This window comes from Streptomyces sp. WI03-4A, from assembly GCF_033792105.1.
GTDB classification, from domain to species: Bacteria; Actinomycetota; Actinomycetes; order Streptomycetales; family Streptomycetaceae; genus Streptomyces; species Streptomyces collinus_A.
In genome coordinates, this window is sequence record NZ_JARAUO010000014.1 from 117,899 (window position 1) to 143,449 (window position 25,551).

21 protein-coding genes are annotated in these 25,551 nt (G+C 73.7%); 14 read left to right on the top strand and 7 right to left on the bottom strand.

Annotated elements, in window-relative coordinates:
- Positions 1-124: 124 nt before the first annotated feature.
- Together PV343_RS17140 and PV343_RS17145 are read left to right on the top strand one after the other, a co-directional pair.
- Positions 125-907, top strand: a complete 783-nt coding sequence (locus tag PV343_RS17140) for an ABC transporter ATP-binding protein (protein ID WP_133920110.1) — start codon at positions 125-127, stop codon at positions 905-907.
- On the top strand, positions 907-3,468 hold the full coding sequence (locus PV343_RS17145) for an ABC transporter permease (RefSeq protein ID WP_319147786.1): 2,562 nt from the start codon (positions 907-909) through the stop codon (positions 3,466-3,468). The genes PV343_RS17140 and PV343_RS17145 overlap by 1 nt, the downstream gene beginning before the upstream one ends.
- A 67-nt stretch (positions 3,469-3,535) precedes the next feature.
- Here PV343_RS17145 and PV343_RS17150 read toward each other — a convergent pair whose 3' ends face one another.
- Positions 3,536-4,534: a TauD/TfdA family dioxygenase gene (locus PV343_RS17150; protein ID WP_415923496.1), complete on the bottom strand. Its 999-nt coding sequence runs from the start codon at positions 4,532-4,534 to the stop codon at positions 3,536-3,538.
- Positions 4,535-4,727: 193 nt separating this feature from the next.
- Here PV343_RS17150 and PV343_RS17155 point away from each other — a divergent pair, with 193 nt between their 5' ends.
- Positions 4,728-5,492 carry a 4'-phosphopantetheinyl transferase family protein gene (locus tag PV343_RS17155; protein WP_319147788.1) on the top strand — a complete coding sequence of 255 codons (765 nt, stop codon included), beginning with the start codon at positions 4,728-4,730 and terminating at the stop codon, positions 5,490-5,492.
- A gap of 65 nt (positions 5,493-5,557) precedes the next feature.
- Positions 5,558-6,040, top strand: a complete 483-nt coding sequence (locus tag PV343_RS17160) for a hypothetical protein (RefSeq protein ID WP_319147789.1) — start codon at positions 5,558-5,560, stop codon at positions 6,038-6,040.
- A gap of 439 nt (positions 6,041-6,479) precedes the next feature.
- Here PV343_RS17160 and PV343_RS17165 read toward each other — a convergent pair whose 3' ends face one another.
- A complete protein-coding gene (locus PV343_RS17165) occupies positions 6,480-8,207 on the bottom strand; it encodes a BTAD domain-containing putative transcriptional regulator (RefSeq protein ID WP_319147790.1) in 1,728 nt (575 codons plus the stop codon).
- Between the two features lie 262 nt (positions 8,208-8,469).
- Here PV343_RS17165 and PV343_RS17170 point away from each other — a divergent pair, with 262 nt between their 5' ends.
- The 7 genes from PV343_RS17170 to PV343_RS17200 all read left to right on the top strand — a co-directional run bounded on the left by PV343_RS17170 (position 8,470) and on the right by PV343_RS17200 (position 15,868).
- Positions 8,470-9,042, top strand: a complete 573-nt coding sequence (locus PV343_RS17170; RefSeq protein WP_319147791.1) for a YbaK/EbsC family protein — start codon at positions 8,470-8,472, stop codon at positions 9,040-9,042.
- A gap of 225 nt (positions 9,043-9,267) precedes the next feature.
- The gene (locus PV343_RS17175) at positions 9,268-10,509 is read left to right on the top strand and encodes a DUF4190 domain-containing protein (RefSeq protein ID WP_319147792.1); all 1,242 of its coding nucleotides are present in this window, start codon (positions 9,268-9,270) and stop codon (positions 10,507-10,509) included.
- 147 nt (positions 10,510-10,656) lie between these two features.
- Positions 10,657-11,409, top strand: a complete 753-nt coding sequence (locus PV343_RS17180) for a GntR family transcriptional regulator (RefSeq protein WP_319147793.1) — start codon at positions 10,657-10,659, stop codon at positions 11,407-11,409.
- Between the two features lie 390 nt (positions 11,410-11,799).
- Complete coding sequence (locus PV343_RS17185) at positions 11,800-11,991, top strand: SPOR domain-containing protein (RefSeq protein WP_020942024.1); 192 nt, start codon at positions 11,800-11,802, stop codon at positions 11,989-11,991.
- A gap of 30 nt (positions 11,992-12,021) precedes the next feature.
- Positions 12,022-12,450 carry a (deoxy)nucleoside triphosphate pyrophosphohydrolase gene (locus PV343_RS17190; protein WP_319147794.1) on the top strand — a complete coding sequence of 143 codons (429 nt, stop codon included), beginning with the start codon at positions 12,022-12,024 and terminating at the stop codon, positions 12,448-12,450.
- A 150-nt stretch (positions 12,451-12,600) separates the two neighbouring features.
- On the top strand, positions 12,601-13,029 hold the full coding sequence (locus PV343_RS17195) for an ATP-binding protein (RefSeq protein WP_319147795.1): 429 nt from the start codon (positions 12,601-12,603) through the stop codon (positions 13,027-13,029).
- Positions 13,030-13,279: 250 nt separating this feature from the next.
- Positions 13,280-15,868, top strand: coding sequence for a SpoIIE family protein phosphatase (locus PV343_RS17200; protein WP_319147796.1), 2,589 nt, complete (start codon positions 13,280-13,282; stop codon positions 15,866-15,868).
- Here PV343_RS17200 and PV343_RS17205 read toward each other — a convergent pair whose 3' ends face one another.
- A complete protein-coding gene (locus PV343_RS17205) occupies positions 15,869-17,458 on the bottom strand; it encodes a hypothetical protein (RefSeq protein WP_319147797.1) in 1,590 nt (529 codons plus the stop codon). It lies immediately after the preceding gene.
- Positions 17,459-17,598: 140 nt separating this feature from the next.
- Between PV343_RS17205 and PV343_RS17210 the strand changes: the two genes are divergently transcribed.
- Together PV343_RS17210 and PV343_RS17215 are read left to right on the top strand one after the other, a co-directional pair.
- Positions 17,599-18,783 (top strand): glycosyl hydrolase family 18 protein, encoded by a 1,185-nt coding sequence (locus PV343_RS17210; RefSeq protein ID WP_319147798.1) that lies wholly within the window; start codon positions 17,599-17,601, stop codon positions 18,781-18,783.
- A 37-nt stretch (positions 18,784-18,820) separates the two neighbouring features.
- The gene (locus tag PV343_RS17215) at positions 18,821-19,129 is read left to right on the top strand and encodes a hypothetical protein (RefSeq protein WP_319147799.1); all 309 of its coding nucleotides are present in this window, start codon (positions 18,821-18,823) and stop codon (positions 19,127-19,129) included.
- On the opposite strand, the gene PV343_RS17220 is transcribed toward PV343_RS17215, so the two are convergent.
- From PV343_RS17220 to PV343_RS17235, 4 genes are read right to left on the bottom strand one after another with little or no spacing between them, the layout of a single operon-like run.
- Positions 19,110-19,880 (bottom strand): succinate dehydrogenase/fumarate reductase iron-sulfur subunit, encoded by a 771-nt coding sequence (locus tag PV343_RS17220; RefSeq protein WP_319147800.1) that lies wholly within the window; start codon positions 19,878-19,880, stop codon positions 19,110-19,112. The two genes, PV343_RS17215 and PV343_RS17220, sit on opposite strands and share 20 nt — an antisense overlap.
- Positions 19,877-21,808: a fumarate reductase/succinate dehydrogenase flavoprotein subunit gene (locus PV343_RS17225; protein WP_319147801.1), complete on the bottom strand. Its 1,932-nt coding sequence runs from the start codon at positions 21,806-21,808 to the stop codon at positions 19,877-19,879. Before PV343_RS17225 ends, PV343_RS17220 begins: the two co-directional genes overlap by 4 nt.
- A 17-nt stretch (positions 21,809-21,825) precedes the next feature.
- Positions 21,826-22,647 carry a hypothetical protein gene (locus PV343_RS17230; protein WP_319147802.1) on the bottom strand — a complete coding sequence of 274 codons (822 nt, stop codon included), beginning with the start codon at positions 22,645-22,647 and terminating at the stop codon, positions 21,826-21,828.
- 49 nt (positions 22,648-22,696) lie between these two features.
- A complete protein-coding gene (locus PV343_RS17235) occupies positions 22,697-22,987 on the bottom strand; it encodes a hypothetical protein (RefSeq protein WP_020942034.1) in 291 nt (96 codons plus the stop codon).
- A 313-nt stretch (positions 22,988-23,300) separates the two neighbouring features.
- Here PV343_RS17235 and PV343_RS17240 point away from each other — a divergent pair, with 313 nt between their 5' ends.
- Positions 23,301-25,469 (top strand): ABC transporter family substrate-binding protein, encoded by a 2,169-nt coding sequence (locus PV343_RS17240; protein WP_319147803.1) that lies wholly within the window; start codon positions 23,301-23,303, stop codon positions 25,467-25,469.
- Positions 25,470-25,551 lie beyond the last annotated feature (82 nt).

A 25,551-nucleotide genomic window follows, 5' to 3' on the forward strand; every position in this document is an offset into this window, starting at 1 on the left:
TCGTCGCCTCCGGGACCATAGCCCCGATATAGATCGCCCGGCCACGTTCGTCCCGATGCTCCTCCGCAGCCGGCGGAGGTCGCTGACGACCCCCACGACGATGGATGGAGAGGACTGGTCACGCATGAGGACCGAGAGGACCAACACCCAGCCGCGCGGCGGCACGGGAGCCCGGAGCCAAGCCGCGCTGCGACTGGAGGAGGTCACCAAGGTCTACGGCCGCGGCGGCCGCGGTGTCCGGGCCCTCGACGGGGTCACCGTGGACATCGCCCGCGGCTCCTTCACCGCCGTCATGGGGCCGTCCGGCTCCGGCAAGTCGACCTTCCTGCACTGCGCGGCCGGCCTGGACAAGCCGTCGTCCGGCCGTGCCTACATCGGCGAGACAGAACTCGGCGGGATGAACGAGACCCAGCTGACCAAGCTGCGCCGCGAGCGCATCGGCTTCGTCTTCCAGGCGTTCAACCTCGTACCCGCCCTGTCCGTCCGGCAGAACGTGGAGCTGCCGCTGCGCCTGTCCGGCTCCCGCCTGGACGCACAGTGGCTCGAGGAGATCCTGGTGCGCGTCGGCCTCGGCGGCCGCGCGTCCCACCGCCCCGCCGAACTCTCCGGCGGCCAGCAGCAGCGCGTGGCCATCGCGCGCGCCCTGATCACCCGTCCCGACGTCATCTTCGGCGACGAGCCCACCGGCGCCCTCGACACCGTCACCGCGAAGGAGATCCTCTCCCTGCTGCGCAACTGCGTCGACGAGACCGGCCAGACCGTCGTCATGGTCACCCACGACCCGGTCGCCGCGTCCTACGCCGACACCGTGCTGTTCCTGGCCGACGGACGCATCGCCGACCGCATGCACGCCCCGACCGCCGAGCGCGTCGCCGACCGGATGACACACCTGGGAGCGTGGGCCTGATGCTGCGCTACGCCTTCCAGACCCTCAAGGCCCGCAAAGGCGGCTTCATCGGCGCGTTCCTCGCGCTGATGTGCGCCGCCGCGCTGGTCACCGCGTGCGGCATCCTGCTGGAGACCGGCCTGCGCGGCACCATCGGCACCGAGCGGTACTCCGGCGCGCCGGTCATCGTCGGCGGCGACCAGAACGTCCACCAGACCACGATCAAGCACAAGAAGGGCAAGACCAAGGTCAAGCACAAGGCCAAGCCGCTCGCCGAACGCGTGTGGCTGCCCGCCGACACGGTCGACAAGCTCCGCTCCGTGCCCGGCGCCCGGTCCGTCGTGCCCGAACTGACCTTCCCCGCCTACGCGGTGACCCCCCAGGGGCAGGTCGTCCCCGGCGTCGACGGCAAGCCCTCCTACGGGCACGCCTGGGCCTCGGCCACCCTCACCCCGTTCAAGCTCGTCGCCGGACACGCGCCCAGCGCCGCCGGCGACGTCGTCGTGGACCGTGAACTCGCCACCCGTACCGGCCTGAAGCCCGGCGCCAAGCTCACCGTGCAGTCCACCGACGCCCCGCGCTCCTACACCGTGACCGGCGTCGCGGCCCCGGCCGACGGCGACCTGAAGCAGCAGACCTCGTTGTTCTTCTCCGCCGACGAGGCCACCCGGCTGTCCGGCCACGACGGACAGGTGTCCGCGATCGGCGTGCTGCCCAAGCAGGGCGTCTCGGCCGGACAGCTCGCCGACCAGGTGCGCAAGGCGCTCAGCGGCACCACCGCCCAGGTGGCCACCGGCGGCGACCGCGGACCGGTCGAGTTCCTGGACGCCGCCAAGGCCCGGATCAAGCTGGTGTCCATGGGCGGAGCCATCGGCGGCACCTCGCTGCTCGTGGCCGTCCTCGTCGTCGTCGGCACCTTCGCGCTCTCCATCCAGCAGCGCTACCGGGAGCTGGCGCTGCTGCGCGCCATCGCCGCCACCCCCAAGCAGATCCGGCAGCTGATCGGCCGGGAGGCGCTCATCGTCGGCCTGCTCGCCGGCGTCACCGGCTCCGTGCTGGGCCTGCCCATCGCGTACTGGCTGCACGCCAAGTTCGTCGACTTCAAGGCGATCCCGGACACCCTCCAGGTGACCTTCAGCGTCTTCCCGTTCTTCGCCGCCGTGGGAGCCGCGCTGCTCGGCGCGTGGGCCGCGGCCCGCATCTCCGCCCGGCGCACCGCCCGTATCCGGCCCGCCGAGGCGCTCGCCGAGTCCGCGGTCGAGCGGCCGGGCTTCGCCTGGGGCCGCACCCTGTCCGGCGTCCTCACGCTGGCCGGCGGCATCGTGCTGCTCGTGGTGCTCAGCGTGCTCGACACCGAACCCGCCTCCACCCCCGTGACCTTCCTGACGGTCGTGGTGCTCGCGGTCGCGGTGTCGCTGCTCGGCCCGCTCATCGCCCGCGTCGCCGTCGCCCTGCTCGGGGTGCCGCTGCGCGCCTCCCGGGTGGCCGGCCACCTCGCCACCGCCAACGTCCGCGCCAACACCAAGCGGATGGCCTCCGCGATCACCCCGCTGGCGCTGCTGATCGGCATGGCCTGCACGGTGTTCTTCGTGCAGACCACGATGGGCGACGCCGCCACCGCCCAGGCCCGCGACGGCAACAAGGCGGACTGGGTGGTGGCCTCGGCCGGACCCGGCGTGCCGGAGCAGGCGACCGCCGCGCTGCGGCAGACACCCGGCGTCACCGCCGTCACCGAGGTCGTACGGACCTCCGTGCGGATCGGGCTCGACAAGTACCCGGCGCAGGGACTCTCCGCCCAGGGGCTGCGCCAGACCTGGGACCCGGACGTCACCAAGGGCACGCTGAACGGCTTCGGCGACGGCAGCGTGGCCGTCAGCGAGGTCGCCGCCGACCACCTCGGCAAGAAGCCCGGCGACACCATGAAGGTGACCCTCGGCGACGGGACCGCCGTCAATCTGAGGGTCGCCGCCGTCTACGCCCGCGGCCTCGGCTTCGGCGACCTGACCATGAGCCACGCGCTGGTCGCCCGGCACGTCGACAACCCGCTCGCCTCCTCCGTCCTGGTGCGCACCAGCGGTGACGGCAAGGCGGGGCGCGAGCAGCTGCAGAAGGCCGTCGGGCACTTCCCCGGCGTGGGCGTGCTCGACCGCGCCCAGGTCGAGGACCTCCAGGCCGAGGTGCAGCAGAACAACGCCGAGGTCAACTACGTCGCGATGGGCCTGATCATCGCGTTCACGGCGATCGCCGTCGTCAACACGCTCGCCATGTCGGTCTCCGACCGGCTGCGCGAGTTCGCCCTGCTGCGGCTGGTCGGCACCACCCGGCGCCAGGTCATGGGCATGCTGCGGATCGAGGCCGGCATCGTCGTCCTCGTCGCCGCCGCTCTCGGCACCGGCATCGCCTACGCCGTGCTCACCGCGTTCAGCATCGGCATGACCGGCGCGGCGGCGCCCTCCGTGGCCCCGCTGACCTATCTCGCCGTCCTCGGCTTCGGCGGTGTGCTGGCCCTGCTGGCCACCGTGATCCCGGGCCGGCTGGCGCTGACCGGGCGGCCCGCGGACGTCATCGGCGCCCGGCAGTGACCGGTGACCACGCCTGAAGGGCCGGCCCCTCGTGGGGGCCGGCCCTTCAACCGGTCTGGGGTGTGCGTCAGTTGAGCACAGCGCCGCCGTGCAGCCGGTCCACCCGGCTGCGCCGGTTGTCCAGGTGGGCGTAGACCCGCTCCAGCCAGCGGTCCTCACCGTCGTAGCGCGGGGTGAAGGAGGTACGGCCGTGCACCGCCACCCGGTTGTCGACCACGGCGAGGTCACCGACCCGCAGCCGGTGCGCGGCCATCGACGCCACGAACGCCTCGCGCAGCTCCGTCATCGCCTCCTTGGCCTGCTCGTCCAGCGGGTGCGTGGCGGCGAAGTCCACCAGCACGTTGGGGTCGTCCAGGTCACCCAGCAGCACCGGGTGCGCCGACCGCACCCCGCCGAGGGCCCCGAACGAGGGCGGCGGCTCGGTCAGGAACCGCGGCTCGCCCAGCACGCGCCGCGTCCGCCCGGTCAGCAGCGGCAGCGCCCGGCGGATCGACGACGTGCACAGCTTGGCGTCGCCCGTCGGGTCCTCGCGCATGCACAGAAGACCCACGTAATCCGGACGGTTGTCGTGGAAGGCGTTCTCCACATGCAGTTCGAGCAGCACCGAACCGGCATTGCTCTGTGAATCCTCCTTTCCGGGAACGGGCACCACGTTCTGCACCAGGGCGCCGCTCTTCTCGTTCCGGAACGCGATGACCTCACCGAGTTGCAGCATCACGGAGACGATGGCGGCGGCCGCCGCGGTCGGCACATGCTCGACGGAATTCGGCACGCCCGGTGTCGGCCGCAGCGGTTCGCCTGCCGTCACCGGCACGCCGCGCAGCAGCAGCACCCCGTCCGGACCCGGGTCGTGACGGAACGCGCGCAGCGTCGCGAGCAGCCGCCGGGGCAGCAGCGAGGTGGCCTCGCGGGCCGCGGCCAGCCAGTCCGGGGAGTCGATGAGCGGGTGCTGCGGGCCGGTCAGCCGGCCGGCCAGCGCGATCAGTCCGGTCTGCTCCGCTGCGGTGAGTTCATGTGCGGTCACCGTGCTTTCCGCGGCCGGAGCCAGAATCTCTATCTGCGTCACAGCGTTGTCCTCAGGTCGACGGCATTGCTCGGAAAAGTTTCCGGGCAGCGCCTATCGCGACCCTATGGAAAAGGGTCGTCAACGCCGTATAGGGGGGAAATAGCGGGCGGGCGGAACCTGGCCTCGCAGAAGTCCGGTGAAAAGTCCGGACGGTTCCGTCCGACGTCTCCAGGAAACGCGAGAGTGGTAGCCGATGCGTCAAAGAGGCGAGGAAACAGTGTTCCCCGAGGTGGACCGGCTCATCGCCCGCGGGGAGGCCCACGTGTGGTGGTGGCGCTCACCCGGCCGGGTCGACCCGGCCGACCTGCGGCTGCTGGCCACCGGGGAGTTCCGGCGTGCGCTCGGCATGCTCTCCGAGCGGGACGCGGCCGAGTTCGTGCACACCCGGGCCGGTGCCCGGCGCGCGCTCGGTCAGCTCCTCGGCACCACCGCCGCCGACGTCGACCTGGGCCGCCGGCGCTGCCCGGGCTGCGGCTCGGACGGCCACGGGCCGCCGCAGGTGCTGCGCCCGCCCGTGCCGCTCGCGATCAGCCTGAGCCGGACGGCCGGCTGGGGCGTCTTCGCCGTCGGCGCCGGCACCGCCATAGGCGTCGACGCGGAGGCGCTGCGGCCGGTGCGGGAGGCTCTGCTGTCCGACACCGTGCTCACCACCGCCGAGCGCGGCCATCTGCACGCGCTCGGGGACGACACGGACCGGCAGCGCGCCTTCCACAGGGTGTGGACGCGCAAGGAGGCCGTGGTCAAGGCGGTCGGCGTGGGCCTGGCCGGCACCGACCTCGGCCGCCTGGAGACCCTCCCGGAGCGGACCGGCCCGGTCCGCGTCACCCACCTCGCCGACGGCCGCGCCACCGCCTGGACCGTGCAGGACCTGCACCTGTCCGACCGCCTCGCGGTCGCCCTGGCCCGCCCGGCGGGGCCGGCCGCCCGCGGCGCGGTGCACCTGCACCCGCCGGTCTGAGCACCCGCACCCGGCATCCGCGCCGACCCACCGACCAGGAAAGGAAGCGGCCCACCATGACCGCCATGACCACACACACCGTCCCCGCTCCCGCGGCGCCGCTGACGGCGCGCGAGCTGACCGCCTACTTCGAGACCCTCGCCGACGCCGTCGACCGCATCGACCCCGGTCCCTCCGCGCCCGGCGGCTGGGAGGCCCGCGAGCGGCTGCGGATCGGCACCTGGGTCCGCCAGGTCTACGAACACCCGCTGTCGCCCGAGGTGTTCGCCCACCCCGACGCCCGGGTCGCCCGCGGTGTGCGCGAGGCCACGGCGGCCGCGCTCGGCCTGCGCCTGGAGGTCTGCGGCAACGGCATCCGCCCCGCCCGGCCCACCACGCACGTCCGCGCGACCGCCGCCGTCGCCGCCGTCTGGGCGGTCACCGCACAGGCCGTCGCCCAGTCCCCGCGCCCCCCGCGCGAACGCGTCGTCTCCGACGCCTGGGCGGTGGCCCAGGAGATCATCGCCCCCGCCCGCCAGGACTACGCCCGCGCCCGCGGCTCCTGGTGACGCCGCCGTCACCGACCCTGCCTCCGTCACCGCAGCCGACACAGACACCGCCGTCGTCACCGACCCTGCCTCCGTCACCGCCGCCGCAGCCACCGCCGCCGGTCCCGACGCAGCCACCGCCGTCGTCACCGACCCTGCCTCCGTCACCGCCGACGCAGCCACCCCCGCCGGTCCCGACGCAGCCACCGCCGCCGGTCCCGACGCAGCCACCGCCGCCGACCGCGATGCAGCCACCGCCGCCGACACAGCCACCGCCGCCGACACAGCCACCCGCACCGACCCCGTCCCCGTCACCGACGGCGTCGCCCTCACCGACTCCGACCCCGTCACCCTCTTCGCGCCCGTGCCCGGCCCGGCCCGTCGCCCGTCCACCCCGGACGGCCGGCGGGCCGGCGTCGTCCGGGGCGGGGGGCAGGGGGTACGGGCGGGCACGGCCGGCTCACCGGCCCGCGCCGACGGACGGCAGGTCCGAGGAGTCGAGCGTGGCCGCCAGCAGGCGCACCAGCTCGTGGCACCGGTACAGCGGGCGCCCCAGGTCGTCCAGTCCCGACAGGTCGAGCAGCGCGGTGTCGACCAGCGCCTCCAGGGCGTTCTCCGCCGCGTCCTCGGTCAGGCCGAGCCGCTCGCCCGCCCGCCTGGCGCAGAACGGCTCGTCGCCCAGGTACGGGTCCGCGAGCCCGGCCAGCACGTCGTGCACGGCGGGCGGCAGCAGCTCGACCGAGGAGCGCAGCACCCGGCTCAGGTCCAGGTCGCCGAAGGAGAGTTCGGCGAGGCGCGCGGCCGGGTCGGCCAGCCGGGCCGCCAGCCGGGCCGCGGTCCAGTGCGGGCGGGCGGCCAGCCGGGCACCGGCGATGGACAGCGCGAGCGGCAGGCCCCCGCAGTACGCCACCAGGTCGTCGGCCGCGTCCGGATCGTCGTCCAGGCGCTGCCGGCCCGCCCGGGCGGCGAGCAGCTCCAGCGCCGCCCCGTCGTCCAGCAGCGGCAGCGCCAGCGTGTCCCCGCCGGGCACCCGCGCCAGCCGGCTCCGGCTGGTGATCAGCACGGCCGAGTCGCCGGCCGGCAGCAGCGGGGTGAGCTGCCGGTCGCCGCTGACGTTGTCGAGCACCAGCAGCAGCCGCCGCTCGGCCGTACGCGCCCGGTACAGCCGTACCAGCTCGTCCAGGTCGCCCGCGGGCAGCGCGTGGTCGCTCTCACCGAGGGCCCGCAGCAACTGCGCGAGCACCGCGCGCGGAGCCCGCGGGGCGCCGTCCAGGCCGCACAGCTCGGCGAAGAGCAGCCCGTCGGGGAACAGCCCGCCGCTCTCGGCCGCGGCCCGTACCGCCAGCGCCGTCTTGCCGAGGCCGGCCATGCCGGTCACCAGGATCCGCCGCGGCGCGCCGCCGCTGTGGCCGAGACGCCCCCGCAGCGCCTCGAGCTCGCGCTCCCGGCCGACCAGTTCGCCGTCCGTGGCGGGCAGCATCGACGGCACCGGCCGTACCCCGGTCGGCACGCCGCGCCGCGGCCCGAGCGCCAGCTCGCCGCCCAGCACGGCCTGGTACGTGGAGCCCAGCGCCTCGCCGGGGTCGATGCCGAGCTGGTCGGCCAGCACCTTGCGGCCCTCGTAGTAGGTGTGCAGCGCGTCGGCCTGCCGCCCGCAGCGGTACAGCGCCGTCATCAGCTGGGCGCGCAGCCGCTCGCGTACCGGGAACTCCGCGACCAGCGCGGTCAGTTCGGCCATGACCTGCTCGTGCCGGCCGAGCTCCAGGTCGGCCTCGATGCGGGACTCGAGGGCCAGCATCCGCTCCTCCTCCAGCGGTGCCGGCTCGGCGTCCAGCATGTGCTCGGTGACGTTCGCCAGCGCGGCCCCCCGCCACTGCCCGAGCGCCTCGCGCAGCAGGTCGGCGGCCTCCTCGAAGCGGCGCTCCGCGAGCGCCCGCCGTCCGTCGCGCTCCAGCCTGCGGAACTCCACCAGGTCGGTGACGGAACCGGGGGCGCGCAGCACGTACCCCGGCGGCCGCCGCACGATCTCGACCTCCGCGCCGAGCTGCTTGCGCAGCCGCGACATGTAGGTATAGATCTGCGCGCTCGCCGTCGCCGGCGGTTCCCACCCCCACAGCAGGGCGCTCAGCCGGCTGTCCGACACCACCCGCTCCTGTGCGAGCAGCATGGTCGCCAGCACCGTGTGCATCTTCGAACCGGAGAGGGCGACCCGCTCACCCCCTCGCCACGCCTCCACTGGCCCAAGGAGCCGGAACTCCATGGGACACCACCCCCTTCTGGTGCGACCAGCCATCTCTACGGTTTCCGAAGGTAGGGAGGCGCGTTATTGGCGGGTTATCGCTCACGGGACGGGGGCGCGCGGCGCGGGGGCGTACGGGGGCGCAGCGGAGAAATATAGGCAGCTCGGTCACGGTGTGAGCGCCGCCCGCCCTTCACAGAGAGGCCTCACCGTGTCGCGCGACCTCGACCTGCAACCGGACACCTCCCAACGCCTGTTGTCGCTGCTGGACGACGCCCGAGCCCCGTACCGCCTGATCCGGCACGCGCCCGAGGGCCGTACCGACCGCGCCTCCGAGCTGCGCGGCCACCCCCTCGACCAGGCGGCCAAGTGCCTGGTGGTGCGGGTGGGCACCGGCCGCCGCAGCCGCCGTTACGTCCTGGCCGTCGTGCCCGGCGACCGCCGCCTTGACATGTCCCGGGTACGGGAGCTGTACGGCGGCACGGACGCCGCCTTCGCCGCGCGCGAGGTGGCCGAAAGCCTGTCGGGCTGCGTGAGCGGCTGTGTCGTGCCGTTCACGTTCCGGCCGGACCTGGACCTGGTGGTCGACCCCGCTCTGCTGGTCCAGGACCGGATCTATTTCAACGCGGCCCGGCTCGACCTGTCCGTCGCCCTGCCCGTGTCCGCCTACGTGTCCCTGGCCCGCCCCCGCACGGCCCCCCTGACCGTGCCCCCCACCGGGACCCGCCCACTGGCAGGCGCCGTGGGCACGATCGGCGCGGCGGCGGGGAACCAGCGGGTCTGACGCCCCGCCGTACGACCGGTGTCCCGTGGCGGTAGCCCGGGACACCGGCGCCGTACCCCGCCGTCCCCGCCGCCCAGGGCGTCGAGCCCGTCTCCGCCCCCGTCCCCGCCCCCGTTCCGCCGGCGCACGTGTCCCGCTTACCATGCGCGCAGTCGTACGTCAGTCCGGTCGGCGGTGGCCGCCCATTCCGCGCCGGCGCCGCCCCACCCAGGAGCACGTTCACCGGTGTCCATACCCCCGCCGCCCGGCCCCCAGCAGCCGCCCACGCCGTACCCGCACGGCGCGTACGGTCCGCAGGCGCCCGACGGGCAGCCGTACCGACCGTGGACGCAGGGGTACAGCCCGTACAACCGGCCGGCCCCGGTCAACGGCCTCGCCATCGCCTCCCTGGTGTTCGGCGTGCTGTGCTGTGTGCCGGGCGTGGGGCTGGTGCTCGGGCCGCTCGCGCTGCGGCAGATCCGGCGGCGGGGCGAGCGTGGTACGGGGCTCGCGGTAGGCGGGACGGTGCTGTCCGCGATCGGGCTCCTGTTGTGGGGGCTGATGCTCGCCTCGGGCGGCGCCTCCGCCTTCTGGCAGGGCGTCAAGGAGGGCGCGCGCGACGGCGCGAGCGTCACCCTGGTCAAGGGCGAGTGCTTCGACGCGCCCGGCGGACGGCTGGCCGGCGAGACGCGCGACGTCGACGTGGTGCCGTGCTCGGGCGGGCACGACGGCGAGGTGTTCGCCTCGTTCCGGCTTCAGGACGGGGACTACCCGGGTGACGCGTCGGTCGGCGAGACCGCCGGCGCGCGCTGCTACGGCCTGCGGGACGGCTACGCGATGGACGGCTGGGCGGTGCCCGACGACGTCGACGTGTACTACCTGACGCCCACCGAGGAGAGCTGGTCGGCCGGGGACCGGGCGGTCACGTGCCTGTTCGGCAGCGTCACCGAGGGCGCCGACCTCACCGGCTCGCTGCGCAACGACGAGACCGTCCTCGACGCCGACCAGGTCACCTATCTGAAAGCCGCTCACCTCCTCGACGCGGCCCTGGCCACCGCCCCGGACTCCGCGCACGTCGAGGACGACCTGCCGGGCCACAAGGCGTGGGCGGGCCGGATGTCGGCCGCTCTCGACCGGCAGGCCCGGCTGCTGCGCGGCCGCACCTGGCCGGCCGCCGCCCGCCGTCCGGTCCGGTCGCTCGCGGCCGCCGCGGACCGGGCGCGCGCCGAGTGGACGAAGGCCGCGCGGGCGAAGGACGCGGACGCCTTCCACGAGCACTACGACGCGGGCCTCGGACTGCTCGACCCGGAGGCGGCGGTCCCCGCGCGCACGGCCCTCGGCCTGGCGGCCACCCCGCCGACGGCGCGACACGGCGAGGGCGGCGCCCCGGACGCCCCCGACGGCCCGCACGCCACGGACGCCCCGGGCGGGGCGGCCACGGAGGAGCACGCCACGGACGCCCCGGGCGGGGCGGCCACGGAGGTGTGATCGCCGCCATAGCGGGGAGAAAGTGCCTGGGTAAAGCCCTCCCCGGCACGATGTCATCACATCGAGTGATTCTCTGGCCTTTGCTTGCACGGATCAACCCACGGTTGCCACGCTGTTGCTGTCTGTACAACCTGATGGGAGCGGCCAGTGACTTTCGGTGAGCAGCCGGCGTATCTGCGTGTCGCGGGTGATCTCCGCAAGAAGATCGTCGACGGTTCGCTTCCCCCCCACACCCGGCTCCCCTCACAGGCCCGTATCCGCGAGGAGTACGGCGTCTCGGACACCGTCGCGCTGGAGGCACGCAAGGTGCTCATGGCCGAGGGACTGGTAGAGGGCCGCTCCGGATCGGGGACGTACGTGCGCGAGCGGCCGGTGCCCCGGCGCGTGGCCCGCTCCGGGTTCCGCCCCTCCGGCGGCGCCACGCCGTTCCGGCAGGAGCAGGCGGACGCCTCGGTGCGGGGCAGCTGGGAGTCGAGCAGCGAACAGGCCGAAGCCGGCGCCGCCATCGCCGACCGGCTCGCCATCGAACCGGGCCAGCGGGTCATGCGCACCAAGTACCTCTTCCGGGACGCCGGGGAGCCGATGATGCTCTCCACCTCCTGGGAACCCCTCACCGTCACCGGCCGCACCCCCGTGATGCTGCCCGAGGAGGGCCCGCTCGGCGGCATGGGCGTGGTCGAGCGCATGCGCGCCATCGACGTCATCGTGGACAACGTCACCGAGGAGGTCGGCGCCCGCCCCGGCCTCGCCGAGGAACTGAACGTCCTGGGCGGCGTCCCGGGCCATGTGGTCATCGTCGTCCAGCGCACCTACTACGCCTCCGGCCGTCCGGTGGAGACCGCCGACGTCGTGATCCCTGCCGACCGCTACCGGGTGGCGTACCACCTGCCCGTGAAGTAGCGCACACCCCGGCACGCCCCTCGGGCGCGCGTTCCCGTCACGCGACCGGGCCGCGCCCGCCGGGCGCCCGCTGCAATCCGGCCGTTCTCCCAGGTGGCCCCGGCTGCGCCCGCAGGGCGTCCGGCGCACGACACCGGCAGGGCCGACGGCGCGTTCGGCATCGTGCGCCCCCTGCGTTCTGGCTGGTTGCGTACCTCTTTGTGAAAAGGCGTGTTCGCTGCGTGAAGGTAGGGCGTACGCTCGGGCATATGCGGACTGCGGTTTCCTTAGGCGGGGCACGGCGGGTGCCCGGGACGGAACGCTCGTCCCCTCGCGGCGGGTTCTCGACCCGCGCGAGTGCCGCCGAGCGTGGGGGAGGGCGGGGCGGTGCGAGAAGGAACGGTGGGGGCGATGAGTGAGGGCACGGTCTCCCTGCCCTGGATCGTGATACGACAGGACGACAACGGCAATCGCTACCGCGTGGGACGGTACGCGACCCGGGCCGAGGCCCAGAAGATCGCCGACAGCCTCGACGACCGCGGCCACAAGCAGCTCTACTGGGTCGAGCGCATCGGCCAGAACGGGGACGGCGCCCACAACTGACCACCGGCGCCCTCACGTAGGCTCCGCCCCATGACCGAACGGATCGTGGTGGTGGGGGCCGCCCTGCTCGACGACGGCCGGCTGCTGGCCGCCCGCCGCAGCGCGCCCGCCGAGCTGGCCGGGCGCTGGGAACTGCCCGGTGGCAAGGTCGAGACCGGCGAGCGGCCCGAGGACGCCCTGGTGCGCGAACTGCGCGAGGAACTCGGCGTGGACGCCGAACCGGTCGAGCGGGTCCCGGGGGAGTGGTCCCTGAGACCGCCCTACGTCCTGCGGGTGTGGACCGCCCGGCTGCGTCCCGGTTCCGCCGCCCCCCGGCCCCTCCAGGACCACGACCGGCTGCGCTGGCTGACCCCCGCCGAGCTCTGGGACGTGCCGTGGCTGGACCAGGACGTGGACGCGGTGCGCGAGGCCGGCGCGCTGGCCGGCTTCCCGGCGGCGCCCGGCGGCGGCAGGCCGTAGCGCCCGCGGTGGCCGGACCCGGCGGGTCCGGGGTGCGCGCGGTCACCCGGGGCACCCGGTACGCCGTTCGTGCCACAGTGCGCCCGTTCACGCGGTAAGGCCCCTCGGATACCGGGTATGTCCCCATTAACCCCACGAAACCGGACATGGGTGGGCTCGCTGGCCTGGGAAGTGATCGGCGTGATCGACACCGAAGGCGACTGCGCCGAGTGGACGTTTCCCGCGGAACCGGGCGCCGTGCGCACCGCCCGTGCCGCGGTCCGCGGCCAGTTGCACGGCTGGCACCTGGACTGCCTCGCCGACCTCGCCGCCCTGCTGGTCAGCGAGTTGGTGACGAACTCCCTGCGGCACGCCACGGGCCCCATCGGCGTACGGCTGGTCCGCGAGGCCCGGCGCGAGGGCGCGCTGCTGGTCGAGGTCTCCGACCCGCTCCCGGACCCGCCGCGCGAACGCGTCGCCCAGGCCGAGGACGAGAACGGCCGCGGTCTGCAACTCGTCGCGGGCTCCTCGCTGCGCTGGGGCACCCGGCCCGGCGGCACCGGAAAGACCGTCTGGTTCGAACTGGCGCTGCCCGGGTGAACCCGGTGTACAGCCCACCGCGCGCCGTCCACCCCGCGGCCCGGCTGCGGGACCGGGTCGAGAGCGCGTGATTCGAGGGCGTGTTCCCTGGTTAGAAGACTGGAAGTGTTGTCGCGGTCCGGTCCGGAAAACGCCTGGACCGACCTGTGATCGTGAACACCGTGTCGCGCGGCACCGTAGTGCTGGATACTGCGGGCAGCCGCCCCCGGTGACCGGTGCCGGACGCGGTGAGCTGGAGGGGACGGTTCGCGTGAGCGAGATACCAGCGAAGGCCACGGAGTCCGAGGACCCGTCGGACGGCGCGAGGAGCCAGGCCGCCGAAGCGGGCGTGGCACCCGGCGACGCCATGTGGCAGAGCAGTCCGCCCGGCTCGATCTACGACTACATCCGGGTCGCCTCCTTCTCCATCAACCCCGGCGGTCTGGTCGACCAGTGGAGCCTGCGCGCCGAGCAGCTCTTCGGCATCCCCGCCGAACGCGCCGTCGGCATGGACCCGATCGAGGCCTTCGTCGACTCCGACCTGCGCGAGCGCGGCCAGCGCAAGATGGCCGAGATCCTCGACGGGCGGGAGTGGACCGGGGTCGTCCCCTTCCGGATGCCGGACGAGCCGGACGGCAGCCGCGGTGAGGAGGGACTCGCCGAGGTCTACGTCATGCCGACCCGGACCGCCGAGGGCGACAAGGCCGCCGTCTGCATCGTCGTGGACGTCCGCACCCTGCGCAGCATCGAGACCGACCTCGCCGCCTCACAGGCGATATTCGGTCAATCCCCGTTCGGCTTCCTGCTGATCGACGCCGACCTGCGGGTGCGCCGCGCCAACATGCGTTTCGCCTCCATCTTCGGCGGATCACCGGACGACCACCGTGGCAAGGGAGTTCACGACTACCTGGCCCGCGGCGAGGCGGAACGGGTTTCGGCCACCCTGCGCCGGGTGCTGGAGAGCGGCGACTCCATCACCGACATGCACGTCACGGGCTACGTCCCGGGTTCCGACGAACGCCGCCACTGGTCCGTCAACCTCTACCGCGTGCACAGCGGCAGCGGGCGGCCCATCGGCATCGCCTGGCTCGGCACCGACATCACCGCCCGCCGCGCCGCCGCCCGCGAGGCCGCGGCCGCCCGCCGCAACCTCGCCCTGCTCAACGAGGCCGGCGCCCGCATAGGGAACTCGCTCGACCTGGAGACCACGGCACGCGAACTCCTCGACGTGGTCGTCCCCGGCTTCTGCGACCTCGCCACCGTCGACCTCTACCAGGGCCTGCTCGCCGGCGACGAGGCCCCGCCCGGGCTCGCCGACGGCAGCGCCGAACTGCGCCGGGTCGCCTTCGCGAGCGCCGTCTCGGACGCCCCCTTCACCGGCACCGGGGACGGTGTCGCGGTCGGCGCGGTCCACCACTTCCCGTTCAACTCGCCGTGCGCGGACGCGCTGCGCACCGCCCGGCCGCAGCATGTGCCCGCCGAGGACGGCGGCCTCGTGCAGTCCACGCTGGCCGTGCCGATGGTCGCCCACGACACCGTCGTGGGACTCGCGCGGTTCTCCCGCACCAAGGGCAGCGAGCCGTTCGGCGACCGCGACCGCGACCTCGCGGTCGAACTCGCCGCGCGCGCCGCCGTCTGCATCGACAACGCCCGCCTGTACCGCCGCGAACACGAACGCGCGCTGATACTGCAGCGGTCCCTGCTCCCGCCCGGCGACCCCGAGGCGTCCGGCCTCGACATCGCCTGCCGCTACCTGCCCGGCAACGCGGCCACCGAGGTCGGCGGCGACTGGTTCGACGTCATCGAACTCCCCGGCCACCGCACCGCCCTGGTGGTGGGCGACGTCATGGGCCGCGGGCTCCGCGCCGCCGTCGCCATGGGCGAACTGCGCACCGCCGTACGCACGCTGGCCCTGCTCGACCTCGAACCCGCCGAGGTGCTCTCCGCGCTGGACGAGATCGCCCGCGGCCTCGGCACACCCGGCGGGGTCCAGCAGGCCACCCGCGCGGCCCGCCAGCCCCGCGACGCCGACCTCTCCGAGGTCTACCTGGCGACCTGCGTGTACGCCGTCTACGACTCCGTCACCCGCCGATGTACGTTCGCCAACGCCGGCCATCTGCCCCCGGTCCTGGTGGAGCCCGGCGAGGCGGCCCTCATGCTCGACGTCCCGCCGGGGATGCCGCTGGGCGTCGGCGGCGAGCCCTTCGAGGAGGTCGAGGTCGAACTCCCGGAGGGCGCCCTGCTCGCCCTCTACACCGACGGCCTGGTCGAATCCCGCGACCATCCGCTGGACGAGGGCCTCCAGGCGTTCGTGGGGGCGCTCACCGATCCCTCCCGCCCCCTGGAGGACGTCTGCGACCACGTCCTCAGCACCCTCGACACCCACCACGGCGAGGACGACATCGCCCTGTTGATGGCCCGGGTCCAGGGCCTGCCCGCGGACTCCGTCGGCGACTGGACGCTGCCGCGCGAGCCGCGCAGCGTGGGCCGGGCACGTGAGTACGCCCGCGCCCAGCTCGTCGCCTGGGACCTGGAACCCCTGGTCGACACAACGGAGTTGCTGGTCAGCGAGCTGGTGACCAACGCGCTGCGGTACGGGGAGGGCGAGATACGGCTGCGGCTGCTGCTGGACCGCACCCTGGTCTGCGAGGTCTGGGACTCCGGCCTGGTGCAGCCCCGCCGGCGGCGCGCCCGGGACACGGACGAGGGCGGCCGGGGCCTGCAACTGGTCGGCCTGCTCAGCGCGGCCTGGGGCTCGCGCCGTACCCCGCGCGGCAAGACCGTCTGGTTCGAACTCCCGCTGCCCGGCGGCGAGCACGGCCTCACGGACCCGGCGGAGGCACTGCTCAGCCTCTTCTGATCAGTCCCTACCGGCCCGCGGACCCCCGGGCGGCGGCCCCGCGGGTTCGGCCGGTTCAGCCGGTTCGGCGGCTTCGGCCGGTTCCGGAAGACGGCGGCGGCCCCGTGTCCCCGGGCCGCCGAAGCTCACCGGCGGGCCCGCCTCGGGCTCCTCGGTCAGCAGGATCCCGCCGAGGACGGCCCCCGGCAGACCGACCGCCTGCCCGGCCGCCTCGGCCCAGGGGCTGCCGTGCGCCCGCACATCCCGCTCGGCCAGGTCACGCGCCTGTCCGGCGAGGCGGTCGGCCTCGTCGGCGCGGCCCCCGCCCGCCGGCTCCAGCACCCGCACCGCCTCCGCCAGCACCGCCCGCGCCTCGGCACCCACCGCGCCGCGATGCACGGCGACGAAGTCCTCCGCCACGCCCACCTGACCGCGCGCCACCAGCAGCGCGGCCGCCGCCACCGCCCCGGACCGCCCCACCTCCAGCCGCTCCACGGCCCGTGCGACCCGGCGCAGGGCGTCCAGCGGGTCGTACGGCCCACGGGTCAGCTCCGCGCGCACGGCGGCCAGCACCCCGTCGGCGTGCGCGAGGCGGGCGTGCAGTTCACCGGTGGCCAGGGAGGTGCGCCCGCCGTTCTTCCGCGCCTCGGCGATCTCCGCCTCCCCGCCGGTCAGCGCGGCCGGCACCAGCGCGGCCGCGTCCGCCAGCTCCGCCGCGAGCCGCTCCACCCCGCCCACCAGGACACCGGCCTGGAACACCCCGCCCTCGGCCGCGCGCAACTGCCGGACGGCACGCGCCATGTCACCCGAATCGGCCGCCTGACGCGTCTCGTTGAGCCGCGAGGTGGCGAACACCAACCGGTCCTTGGCCTGTTCGACGTGACCGGCGACGGCGGCGCCGGCCGAGAGCGCGTACCACTCGCGCAGCCCCGCCGCGGTGTGCTGGGCCGCCGCCGTGCGCGCGGTCAGCTCCCGGAAACGGCGCTCGGCGACCGCCAGCGCCTCACCCACCCCCTGCTCGAGCGCCCGCAGCCGGTCCAGCTCCGCCGCCTCGGCGTCCAGCCGTCTGCCCGCCTCCGCGCACCGCCCGATCACCCCCACCAGCGCCTGCCGCCCGGCGCCCGCGTCCCCCGGTACGCCCGCCTCGTACCGCCGCCATATCGCGAACGCGGCCGACAGTTCGGTGCGCGCGGCCAGCAGGGCCCGGATGAACGGCTCGGTCCGCTGCTCCCCGAACAGCTCCCGGACGAAGGAGAGTTCCTCCTCGCTGCCGCGTACGCAGTCGTCGGCCAGCACCAGCGCGGCCCTGGCCTGCCGCTCGGACTCCAGCGGGGTCGCCGCGGGCGGCGCCGCCGGCACCACGCCGGGCGTGGTCCGGGTCCGGGCCCGCCGGGTGCGCCGCAGATACCCGTACCCGGCCAGCACGCCGGCCGCGCCGACGGCGACGAGGGGCAGCACGAGGTCAGGGGTGGACGTCTCGTCCTGGTGCGGCGCGGCGGCGCCGGCCACGGGCTGCGGGGAGGCGGGAACCGGGGCGTCACCACCGGCCGTCATCACCGGCAACAGCAGCCACCCGGCCCCCGCGAACGCGCCCACGACGGCGTGCGCCACCCGCACCCGTATGTGCGCCGTGGCACACCGGGGCCGGCCCCGAAACAGGGAGGACGTCACATTTCGGAGCGTATGGGCAGGTAGTCGCGCACGCGAGTGGGGCGGACACAACTGGGCGAACAAAGCCGCGAGGGGTCGGGATGCACACGGAACGGAACGGCACGGGCGACGAGACGGGAGTGACGGACGGGGCGGAGGATTCGGCCCGTCCGAAGAGCGACGCGGGTCCGCCGGGGGACACCGGTCCGCGCGGCCACGCCACCCCGGGGGGAGACGCCGCCCCGGAGGGTGACGCCGCCCCGGGGCCGCCCCGCCGCTCCCGGTGGCGGCGCCGGCGCACCTGGGTCGCGGTGGGGCTGGTGCTGCTGCTGTTCCTTCCGCCGGCCGTCGCCGAGGCGGCGCTGCGGGTCAACTACGCGGGCGATCCCGCGCCGGGCACCCGCACCCGGCACCGGGACGCCCTCTGGCTGGGGCACGCCTGGGTCGACGGACGCAAGACCGACGCGGACGTGACCGCCCTCGCGGACCGCCTGAAGGACACCGGCATCCGCGACCTGTACGTGCACGCCGGCCCACTGGAGCACGACGGGACCCTTCCGCCGTCGGACCACCCGCGGGCCCGCCGGCTGATCTCGGCCCTGCACCGGGCGGCCCCCGGGATCCGCGTCCAGGCCTGGCTCGGCGACAAGCTGGCCACCGAGAGCCCGGACGGACTGCGTCCGGAGCGCGCCGCGACCCGAGCGGCCGTCGTGGCCTCCACCCGGCAGATCCTCGCCGCCGGCTTCGACGGCGCCCACTTCGACCTGGAGCCCCTGCACTCCGGCGACCGCGACTACCTCGCGCTCCTCGACGACCTGCGCGCCCTCACCCACGCCCACCACGCCGTGCTCTCCGTCGCCGCCCACCAGATCGACCCGCTGCCCGCGTTCCACTCCTTCTGGGGCACGACCACCGGTCACCCCAAGTGGTGGTCGCAGTCCTACTTCGGGCAGGTGGCCCGCCGCGTGGACCAGATCGCCGTCATGTCGTACGACACCATGCAGCCGCTGCAGAGCCTGTACGGCGGCTACGTGGCCCAGCAGACCAGCCTCGCCCTGGAGGTCACCCCGGCCACGACCGACCTCCTGATGGGCCTGCCCTTCTACCACGAGAACCGCTTCGGCCACTGGGCGCACGCGGAGACCGTGCCGGCCGCCGTGCGCGGCGTCCGCCTGGGCCTGTCCCGCACCGACGCCGACCGCTCCCGCTTCGGCGTCGCCCTGTACGTGGACTTCGCGGCGACGGAGGCGGACTGGCGGGCGTACCGGGACGGCTGGGTGAGATGACTTCCCGCGCGCCCCGTCCGGTGGGACGATGATCGTCATGCACATGTTGCTCGTGGTGGGCGCCTGGCTGGCCGTCGCCCTGTTCGTGGCCGCCGGCGTCGCGTCGGTCGTGACGGGCTGGGTGCCGTGGCCCGCCCGCCGCCGGGTGGTCCGGCCGCGGCTGTGGGGCTACGGCACCCTGCTCACGTCGCTCGGTCTGAGCCTGCTCCTGCTGCTGGGCCCGCTGGAGGACGCCGGGGCCGGCATCGTCGCCTTCGGCGGGTACTGCGCGCTGTTCCTGGCCGGCTTCGTCGTGCAGGCCCTCGCCCAGCGCCCCGGCCGGGACACTACGAAGACCGCCTCCTGATCTTCGAGCCCAGCCACACCAGCGGGTCGTACTTGCGGTCGACGGCCCGCTCCTTCAGGGGGATCAGCGCGTTGTCGGTGATCCTGATGCCCTCGGGACAGACCTCCGTGCAGCACTTGGTGATGTTGCAGTAGCCGAGGCCGTGCTCGTCCTGGGCGGTGCGCCGGCGGTCCAGGCCCGTCTCGGCGGCCGCGTCCAGCGGATGCATGTCCAGCTCCGCGACCCGCATCAGGAACCGTGGACCGGCGAACGCCGGCTTGTTCTCCTCGTGGTCACGCACGACGTGGCAGGTGTCCTGGCACAGGAAGCACTCGATGCACTTGCGGAACTCCTGCGAGCGGTCCACGTCCTCCTGCATCATCCGGTACTCGCCGGGACCGACCCCGGCCGGCGGCACGAACGCCGGGATCTCCCTGGCCTTCTGGTAGTTGAAGCCGACGTCGGTCACCAGGTCCCGGATCACCGGGAAGGCGCGCAGCGGGGTGACGGTGATGGTCTCGCCGGGGTCGAAGACCGACATGCGGGTCATGCACAACAGCCGCGGCCGTCCGTTGATCTCCGCCGAGCACGAGCCGCACTTGCCCGCCTTGCAGTTCCAGCGCACGGCGAGGTCGGGCGCCTGGGTCGCCTGGAGCCGGTGGACGATGTCCAGCACCACCTCGCCGTCGTTGACCTCGACCGTGAAGTCCTCGAGGCCACCGCCCTGCACATCACCCCGCCACACCTTGAAGCGGGCCTCGTAGCTGCTCACTCGTACAGCTCCTCTTCGGCGAGGTACTTGACCAGCTCCTCCTTCTCGAAGAGGGCGAGCAGGTCCGGGCGGATGGGTTCGGTGGTCTCCCGGGTGAGCCGGATCTGGCCGTGCCCGGGGTCGGCCGCCGCGAGGTGGCCGGTGGGGTCGGCGAGGGTGCACAGCAGGTTCACGTTGCGCCAGGCGCGGTCCATCGCCGGACAGTCCTCGCGGGTGTGGCCGCCGCGCGACTCGGTGCGCTCCAGCGCGGCCCGCGCCACGCACTCGCTGACCAGCAGCATGTTCCTGAGGTCCAGGGCGAGGTGCCAGCCGGGGTTGAACTGGCGGTGCCCCTCCACCCCGGCCCGGCGGGCCCGGGTCCGCAGCCCGGCCAGCCGCTGCAGGGCCTGCTCCATCTCGCCCTCCCGGCGGATGATGCCGACCAGGTCGTTCATGGTCTGCTGGAGTTCCTGGTGCAGGGTGTACGGGTTCTCCGGCGGTCCGGCCTCGCCTTCCGTCTCGGCGGAGAAGGGCCGCAGGGCCTCCGCCGACGCCGTGTTGACCTGGGCGTCGTCGACCCGGGGACGCCGCTCGGCCGCCTGGCGCGCGTACTCGGCGGCGTGCCAGCCCGCCCGGCGCCCGAACACCAGCAGGTCGGACAGCGAGTTGCCGCCGAGCCGGTTGGAGCCGTGCATGCCGCCGGCGACCTCACCGGCCGCGTACAGCCCCGGCACCCCGCGCGCGGCCGCGGTGTCGGAGTCGACCGCGACCCCGCCCATCACGTAGTGGCAGGTGGGCCCGACCTCCATGGCCTCCGCCGTGATGTCGACGTCGGCCAGTTCCTTGAACTGGTGGTACATGGAGGGCAGCCGACGCCGGATCACCTCCGCCGGCATCCGGGTCGACACGTCCAGGAAGACCCCTCCGTGCGGTGAGCCGCGGCCCGCCTTCACCTCGGCGTTGATCGCCCGGGCCACCTCGTCGCGCGGGAGCAGTTCGGGGGGCCGCCGGTTGCTCTCGGGGTCGTCGTACCAGCGGTCGGCCTCGTCCTCGGACTCGGCGTACTTCTCCTTGAAGACGTCGGGGACGTAGTCGAACATGAACCGCTTGCCCTCGGAGTTCCTGAGCACCCCGCCGTCGCCGCGGACCGACTCGGTGACGAGGATGCCCTTGACCGACGGCGGCCAGACCATGCCCGTCGGGTGGAACTGCACGAACTCCATGTTGAGCAGGGGAGCGCCGGCGAGCAGCGCGAGCGCGTGCCCGTCGCCGGTGTACTCCCAGGAGTTCGAGGTGACCTTGAAGGACTTGCCGATGCCGCCGGTCGCCACGACCACCGCCGGGGCCTCCAGCACGAAGAACCGGCCGGTCTCACGGTCGTAGGCGAAGACGCCCGAGACGCGTTCGCCGTCCTTCAGGACGCGGGTGACCGTGCACTCCTGGAAGACCTTCAGCCGGGACTCGTAGTCCCCGGTCTCCTTCTCGTCCTCCTGCTGGAGCGCGACGATCCGCTGCTGGAGGGTGCGGATCAGCTCCAGGCCGGTGCGGTCGCCGACATGGGCCAGGCGCGGGTACTCGTGGCCGCCGAAGTTGCGCTGGGAGATCCGGCCGTCCTTGGTCCGGTCGAACAGCGCGCCCCACGTCTCCAGTTCCCACACCCGCTCCGGCGCCTCGCGGGCGTGCAGTTCGGCCATCCGCCACTGGTTGAGGAACTTGCCGCCGCGCAGGGTGTCGCGGAAGTGGACCTGCCAGTTGTCGTGCTCGTTGGCGTTGGCCATGGCGGCCGCGATGCCGCCCTCGGCCATCACCGTGTGCGCCTTGCCGAACAGCGACTTGCAGATCACGGCCGTACGGGCGCCCCGCTCGCGCGCCTCGATCGCGGCCCGCAGCCCCGCGCCGCCCGCGCCGACCACGACGACGTCCCACTCCTGCCGGTCCACCACGGACATCAGAAAGCCCCACTCATCTAGAAGAACCGCGGATCGTCGAAGACGCCGGACGCGACCAGGTACACGTAGAAGTCGGCCAGCGCCACGCTCAGCAGGGACGCCCAGGCGAGCTGCATGTGCCGGGCGTTCAGCCGCCCGACGAACTGCCACGCCCGGTAGCGCACGGGATGCCGGGAGAAGTGCTTGAGCTTGCCGCCGACGATGTGTCTGCAGGAGTGGCAGGAGATCGTGTAGGCCCAGATCAGCACGATGTTGACCAGGAACACGAGGGTGCCCAGGCCCATGTGGCCCCAGCGGTAGTGCGTGTCGCGGAAGGACAGCACCGTGTCGTAGGTCAGCACGCCGGCCACCAGCAGGGCGGCGTAGAAGAAGTACCGGTGGACGTTCTGCAGGATGAGCGGGAACCGGGTCTCGCCGGTGTACCGGCGGTGCGGTTCGGCCACCGCGCAGGCGGGCGGGGACGCCCAGAAGCTGCGGTAGTACGCCTTGCGGTAGTAGTAGCAGGTCAGCCGGAAGCCGAGCGGGAAGATCAGGATGATGATCGCGGGGGAGATGCCCCACCAGCTGCCGAAGAGGTCGGCGTTGGGCCCCGCGCGCATGGTCCGGCACTTGTCCGCCAGGCACGGCGAGTAGAACGGGGAGACGTACGGCGCCGCGTAGTAGTGCGCGTTCGCGAACGCCCGCCAGGTCGAGTAGACGACGAAGGCGAACAGACCGGCCGCGGTGACGGCGGGCGCCAGCCACCAGCGGTCGGTCCGCAGATGCGGTGCGTCGATCGCGGCGCGCGTACCGGCGCGTACGCCGCCGCTGTTCTGTTGGGGTTCCGTACCAGTGGCCAAGACAGCACTCCGGTCGGCTCAGGGATGGGGGGTGCGGGCCGGTCGCGGCTCAGGGCGCGTGCCGGTCGCGGGCGCCCAGCCCCTCGTCGTCCGAGTCCGTCCACAGGGTGATGTCGTACGGCGTGTCGGAGATGGTGACGAGGTCGGGCCGGTGCGGGGCGGCCGGGGTGCTGGCGGCTTCCCGCAGCAGGCCCAGGCTCTCGCGCAGATGGTCGGCGTCCATACGGACCCGGCGCATCTCCAGGCCCCCGCCGCCGACCTGCTTCTCCAGCCGCCCGAGCGACCGGTACAGGTCGTCGAGGCAGCGCTGGACGGACGTCAGTTCGTCGTGCACGGACATGACTTGCCCTCACTTCCACGGGTCCTGCGGGCCCTGGGCGGCAACGTTCAGGCGCCTTGGAGTGTTGCGCCTCACACCGGGTGCTGTGAAGAGATGTGCACCGATTGGCCGAGGCGTACGGATGCACATTCGGTGTGTTGCGCCGCACGGGTGGGCTTACCGTCCGTCGTCGCCGTGTCGCCCGTTGTTGCCGGATCCTTTCCTCTTCAGTGGGCGCATAGATCTGATCAGCTCCATATACAGCCAAAAGTGATCAGCTCCATATATCGCCCCATGTGAGCATAAAGCCCGCGGCTTCCCGGAGGTAGCAGAGATGTCCCACGACGGCGTCGGCCTGCGCGCGGTCCTGCGCTCGGCCGCCTTCCTCACCGCGGGCGCCCTCGCGGTGCCCCTGCTCGCCGGCTGCGGCTCCGACGAGAAGCCCAGCCGTCCGCCGGCCGCGCAGGACATCGCCCTGGCCGCCCGCGACAAGGTCGCCGAGGGCGGCACGCTGAAGTGGGCCGTGGACGCCGTACCGGAGACCCTGAACACCTTCCAGGCCGACGCCGACGCGGGCACCACCCGCGTCGCCCAGGCCGTGCTGCCCTCGATGTTCCGGCTGGACGCCACCGGCCGCCCGGTGGCCAACCCCGCCTACCTGGAATCCGCCAAGGTCATCGAGACCGAGCCGCGGCAGGTCGTGCTGTACAAGCTGAACCAGCAGGCGGTCTGGAGCGACGGGCGGGAGATCGGCGCCGCCGACTTCGTCGCCCAGTGGCGCGCCCTGTCCGGCAGGAACAGCGCCTTCTGGACCGCCCGCAACGCCGGTTACGACCGCATCGCCAAGATCGAGCGCGGCGCGAGCGACCTCCAGGTCCGGGTCACCTTCTCGCGCCCCTACGCCGACTGGAGGTCGCTGTTCTCCCCGCTGTACCCCAAGGACGTCATGGGCACCCCGGACGCCTTCAACGACGGCGCCCGGCGCAAGCTGAACGTCACCGCGGGCCCCTTCAAGGTCGAGAAGGTCGACACCGCCAAGAAGGACGTCGTCCTCACCCGTAACCCGCGCTGGTGGGGCAAGCCCGCCAAGCTGAACGAGATCGTGCTGCACGCCGTCGACCGCGACAAGCGGGCCGCCGCGCTCGCCGACGGCAGCGCGGACCTCGCCGACGTCGACCCGGCCGAGGCCGACCGGATCGCCCTCGCCTCCCGCGGGCAGGGCACCGGCTCCCCGCTGCAGGGCTCCGGGAAGACCTCGGCGAAGAAGATGCGCTCCTGGGCGCTGGCCCACGGCTTCGACTCCGACGAGGTCAAGGTCGGGCAGAAGAAGCTGCGCAAGGCCATCACCCGGTACCTCAAGCAGCAGGACGAACTGCGCGCCTTCGTCGTCCGCAAGTCGCTGGAGCCCGCCTACACCCAGCTCGCCCTCAACGGCGCCGGCGGTCCCCTCGCCGACCAGCGGGTCCGCCAGGCCGTCGCCCGCGCGCTCGACCGCCGGGAGCTGGCCAAGCTCGTGCTGACCCCGCTCGGCCTGCCCGCCGACCCGGTCGGCAGCCACCTCGCGCTGGCCGGGCAGGACGCCTACACCGACAGCAGCGGCGTGCTCGGCAGCCAGGACACCAAGGAGGCCCAGGCCCTGCTCGCGGACGCCGGCTGGGTGCCCGGGGGACCGGTGAAGGAGCCGAAGAAGGCCGAGAAGGCGGCCGGCGCCGAGAACGACCGCGGCGACCAGGACAAGAAGTCCGACGGCGGCAAGGAAGGCGAGTACGTCGTCGGCGAGGACGACAAGGGCACCCGCCACGAGAAGCACGAGAAGGGCGACGAGGGCGGCAAGCACCTCGCCCAGGACGGCCGGCAGTACACCGGCAGCGGCGGCGCGCCGGGCGCCTACGCCCCGCAGGGCACCGCGGCCCCGGCCGGCGCGGTCACCGCCCCGCTCGCCAAGGACGGCAAGGCGCTCGCCCTGCGCTTCGTGCTGCCCTCCGGCCCCGGCTCCGACACCCTGAACACGGTCGCGCTGCGGATCTCGGCGATGCTGGAGAAGGTCGGCATCCGCACGATGATCACCAAGGTCTCGGACGAGAGCTACTTCAAGGACCACATCGCCTCCGGCGACTACGACCTCGCCCTCTACTCCTGGCCCTCCTCCGCCTTCCCGGCGACCGACGCCCGGCCCATCTACGCCAAGCCCGTCGCGGCGGCCGACGGCTCGGTGAACGTCGAGCAGAACTTCACCCGGGTCGGCACCGACCAGGTCGACCAGCTGTTCGACGAGGCGGCGGCGGCGCTGGACCAGGACGAGGAGCGCGACCTCATCCGCAAGGCGGACTCCCGCATCTGGGCCGTGGCCGGCTCCATCCCGCTCTACCAGCGGCCCCAGCTCGTCGGCGTCCGGAAATCCCTGGTCAACGCGGGCGCGTTCGGATTCCAGACGCCCGTCTACGAGGACATGGGCTTCCTGAAGAAGGGCGTCACGGCCGGGGCGAGCCCGTCCGGACACTGAGGGCCGCGTGGCCCCGAGGAGGCCGACCCCCTCGGGGCCACGTACCATGGGGTGAGGCCGTGGCGTGTCAAGCCCGGCAGGC

Excerpts from the sequence above, each read along its gene's own strand:
- PV343_RS17240 (WP_319147803.1), top strand. The coding sequence starts at position 23,301 with ATGTCCCACGACGGCGTCGGCCTGCGCGCGGTCCTGCGCTCGGCCGCC.
- PV343_RS17165 (WP_319147790.1), bottom strand. The coding sequence starts at position 8,207 with ATGCACACGGTGCTGGCGACCATGCTGCTCGCACAGGAGCGGGTGGTG.
- PV343_RS17225 (WP_319147801.1), bottom strand. The coding sequence starts at position 21,808 with ATGTCCGTGGTGGACCGGCAGGAGTGGGACGTCGTCGTGGTCGGCGCG.
- PV343_RS17155 (WP_319147788.1), top strand. The coding sequence starts at position 4,728 with ATGCGTCAAAGAGGCGAGGAAACAGTGTTCCCCGAGGTGGACCGGCTC.
- PV343_RS17145 (WP_319147786.1), top strand. The coding sequence starts at position 907 with ATGCTGCGCTACGCCTTCCAGACCCTCAAGGCCCGCAAAGGCGGCTTC.
- PV343_RS17140 (WP_133920110.1), top strand. The coding sequence starts at position 125 with ATGAGGACCGAGAGGACCAACACCCAGCCGCGCGGCGGCACGGGAGCC.
- PV343_RS17210 (WP_319147798.1), top strand. The coding sequence starts at position 17,599 with ATGCACACGGAACGGAACGGCACGGGCGACGAGACGGGAGTGACGGAC.
- PV343_RS17185 (WP_020942024.1), top strand. The coding sequence starts at position 11,800 with ATGAGTGAGGGCACGGTCTCCCTGCCCTGGATCGTGATACGACAGGAC.
- PV343_RS17160 (WP_319147789.1), top strand. The coding sequence starts at position 5,558 with ATGACCACACACACCGTCCCCGCTCCCGCGGCGCCGCTGACGGCGCGC.
- PV343_RS17235 (WP_020942034.1), bottom strand. The coding sequence starts at position 22,987 with ATGTCCGTGCACGACGAACTGACGTCCGTCCAGCGCTGCCTCGACGAC.
- PV343_RS17215 (WP_319147799.1), top strand. The coding sequence starts at position 18,821 with ATGCACATGTTGCTCGTGGTGGGCGCCTGGCTGGCCGTCGCCCTGTTC.
- PV343_RS17190 (WP_319147794.1), top strand. The coding sequence starts at position 12,022 with ATGACCGAACGGATCGTGGTGGTGGGGGCCGCCCTGCTCGACGACGGC.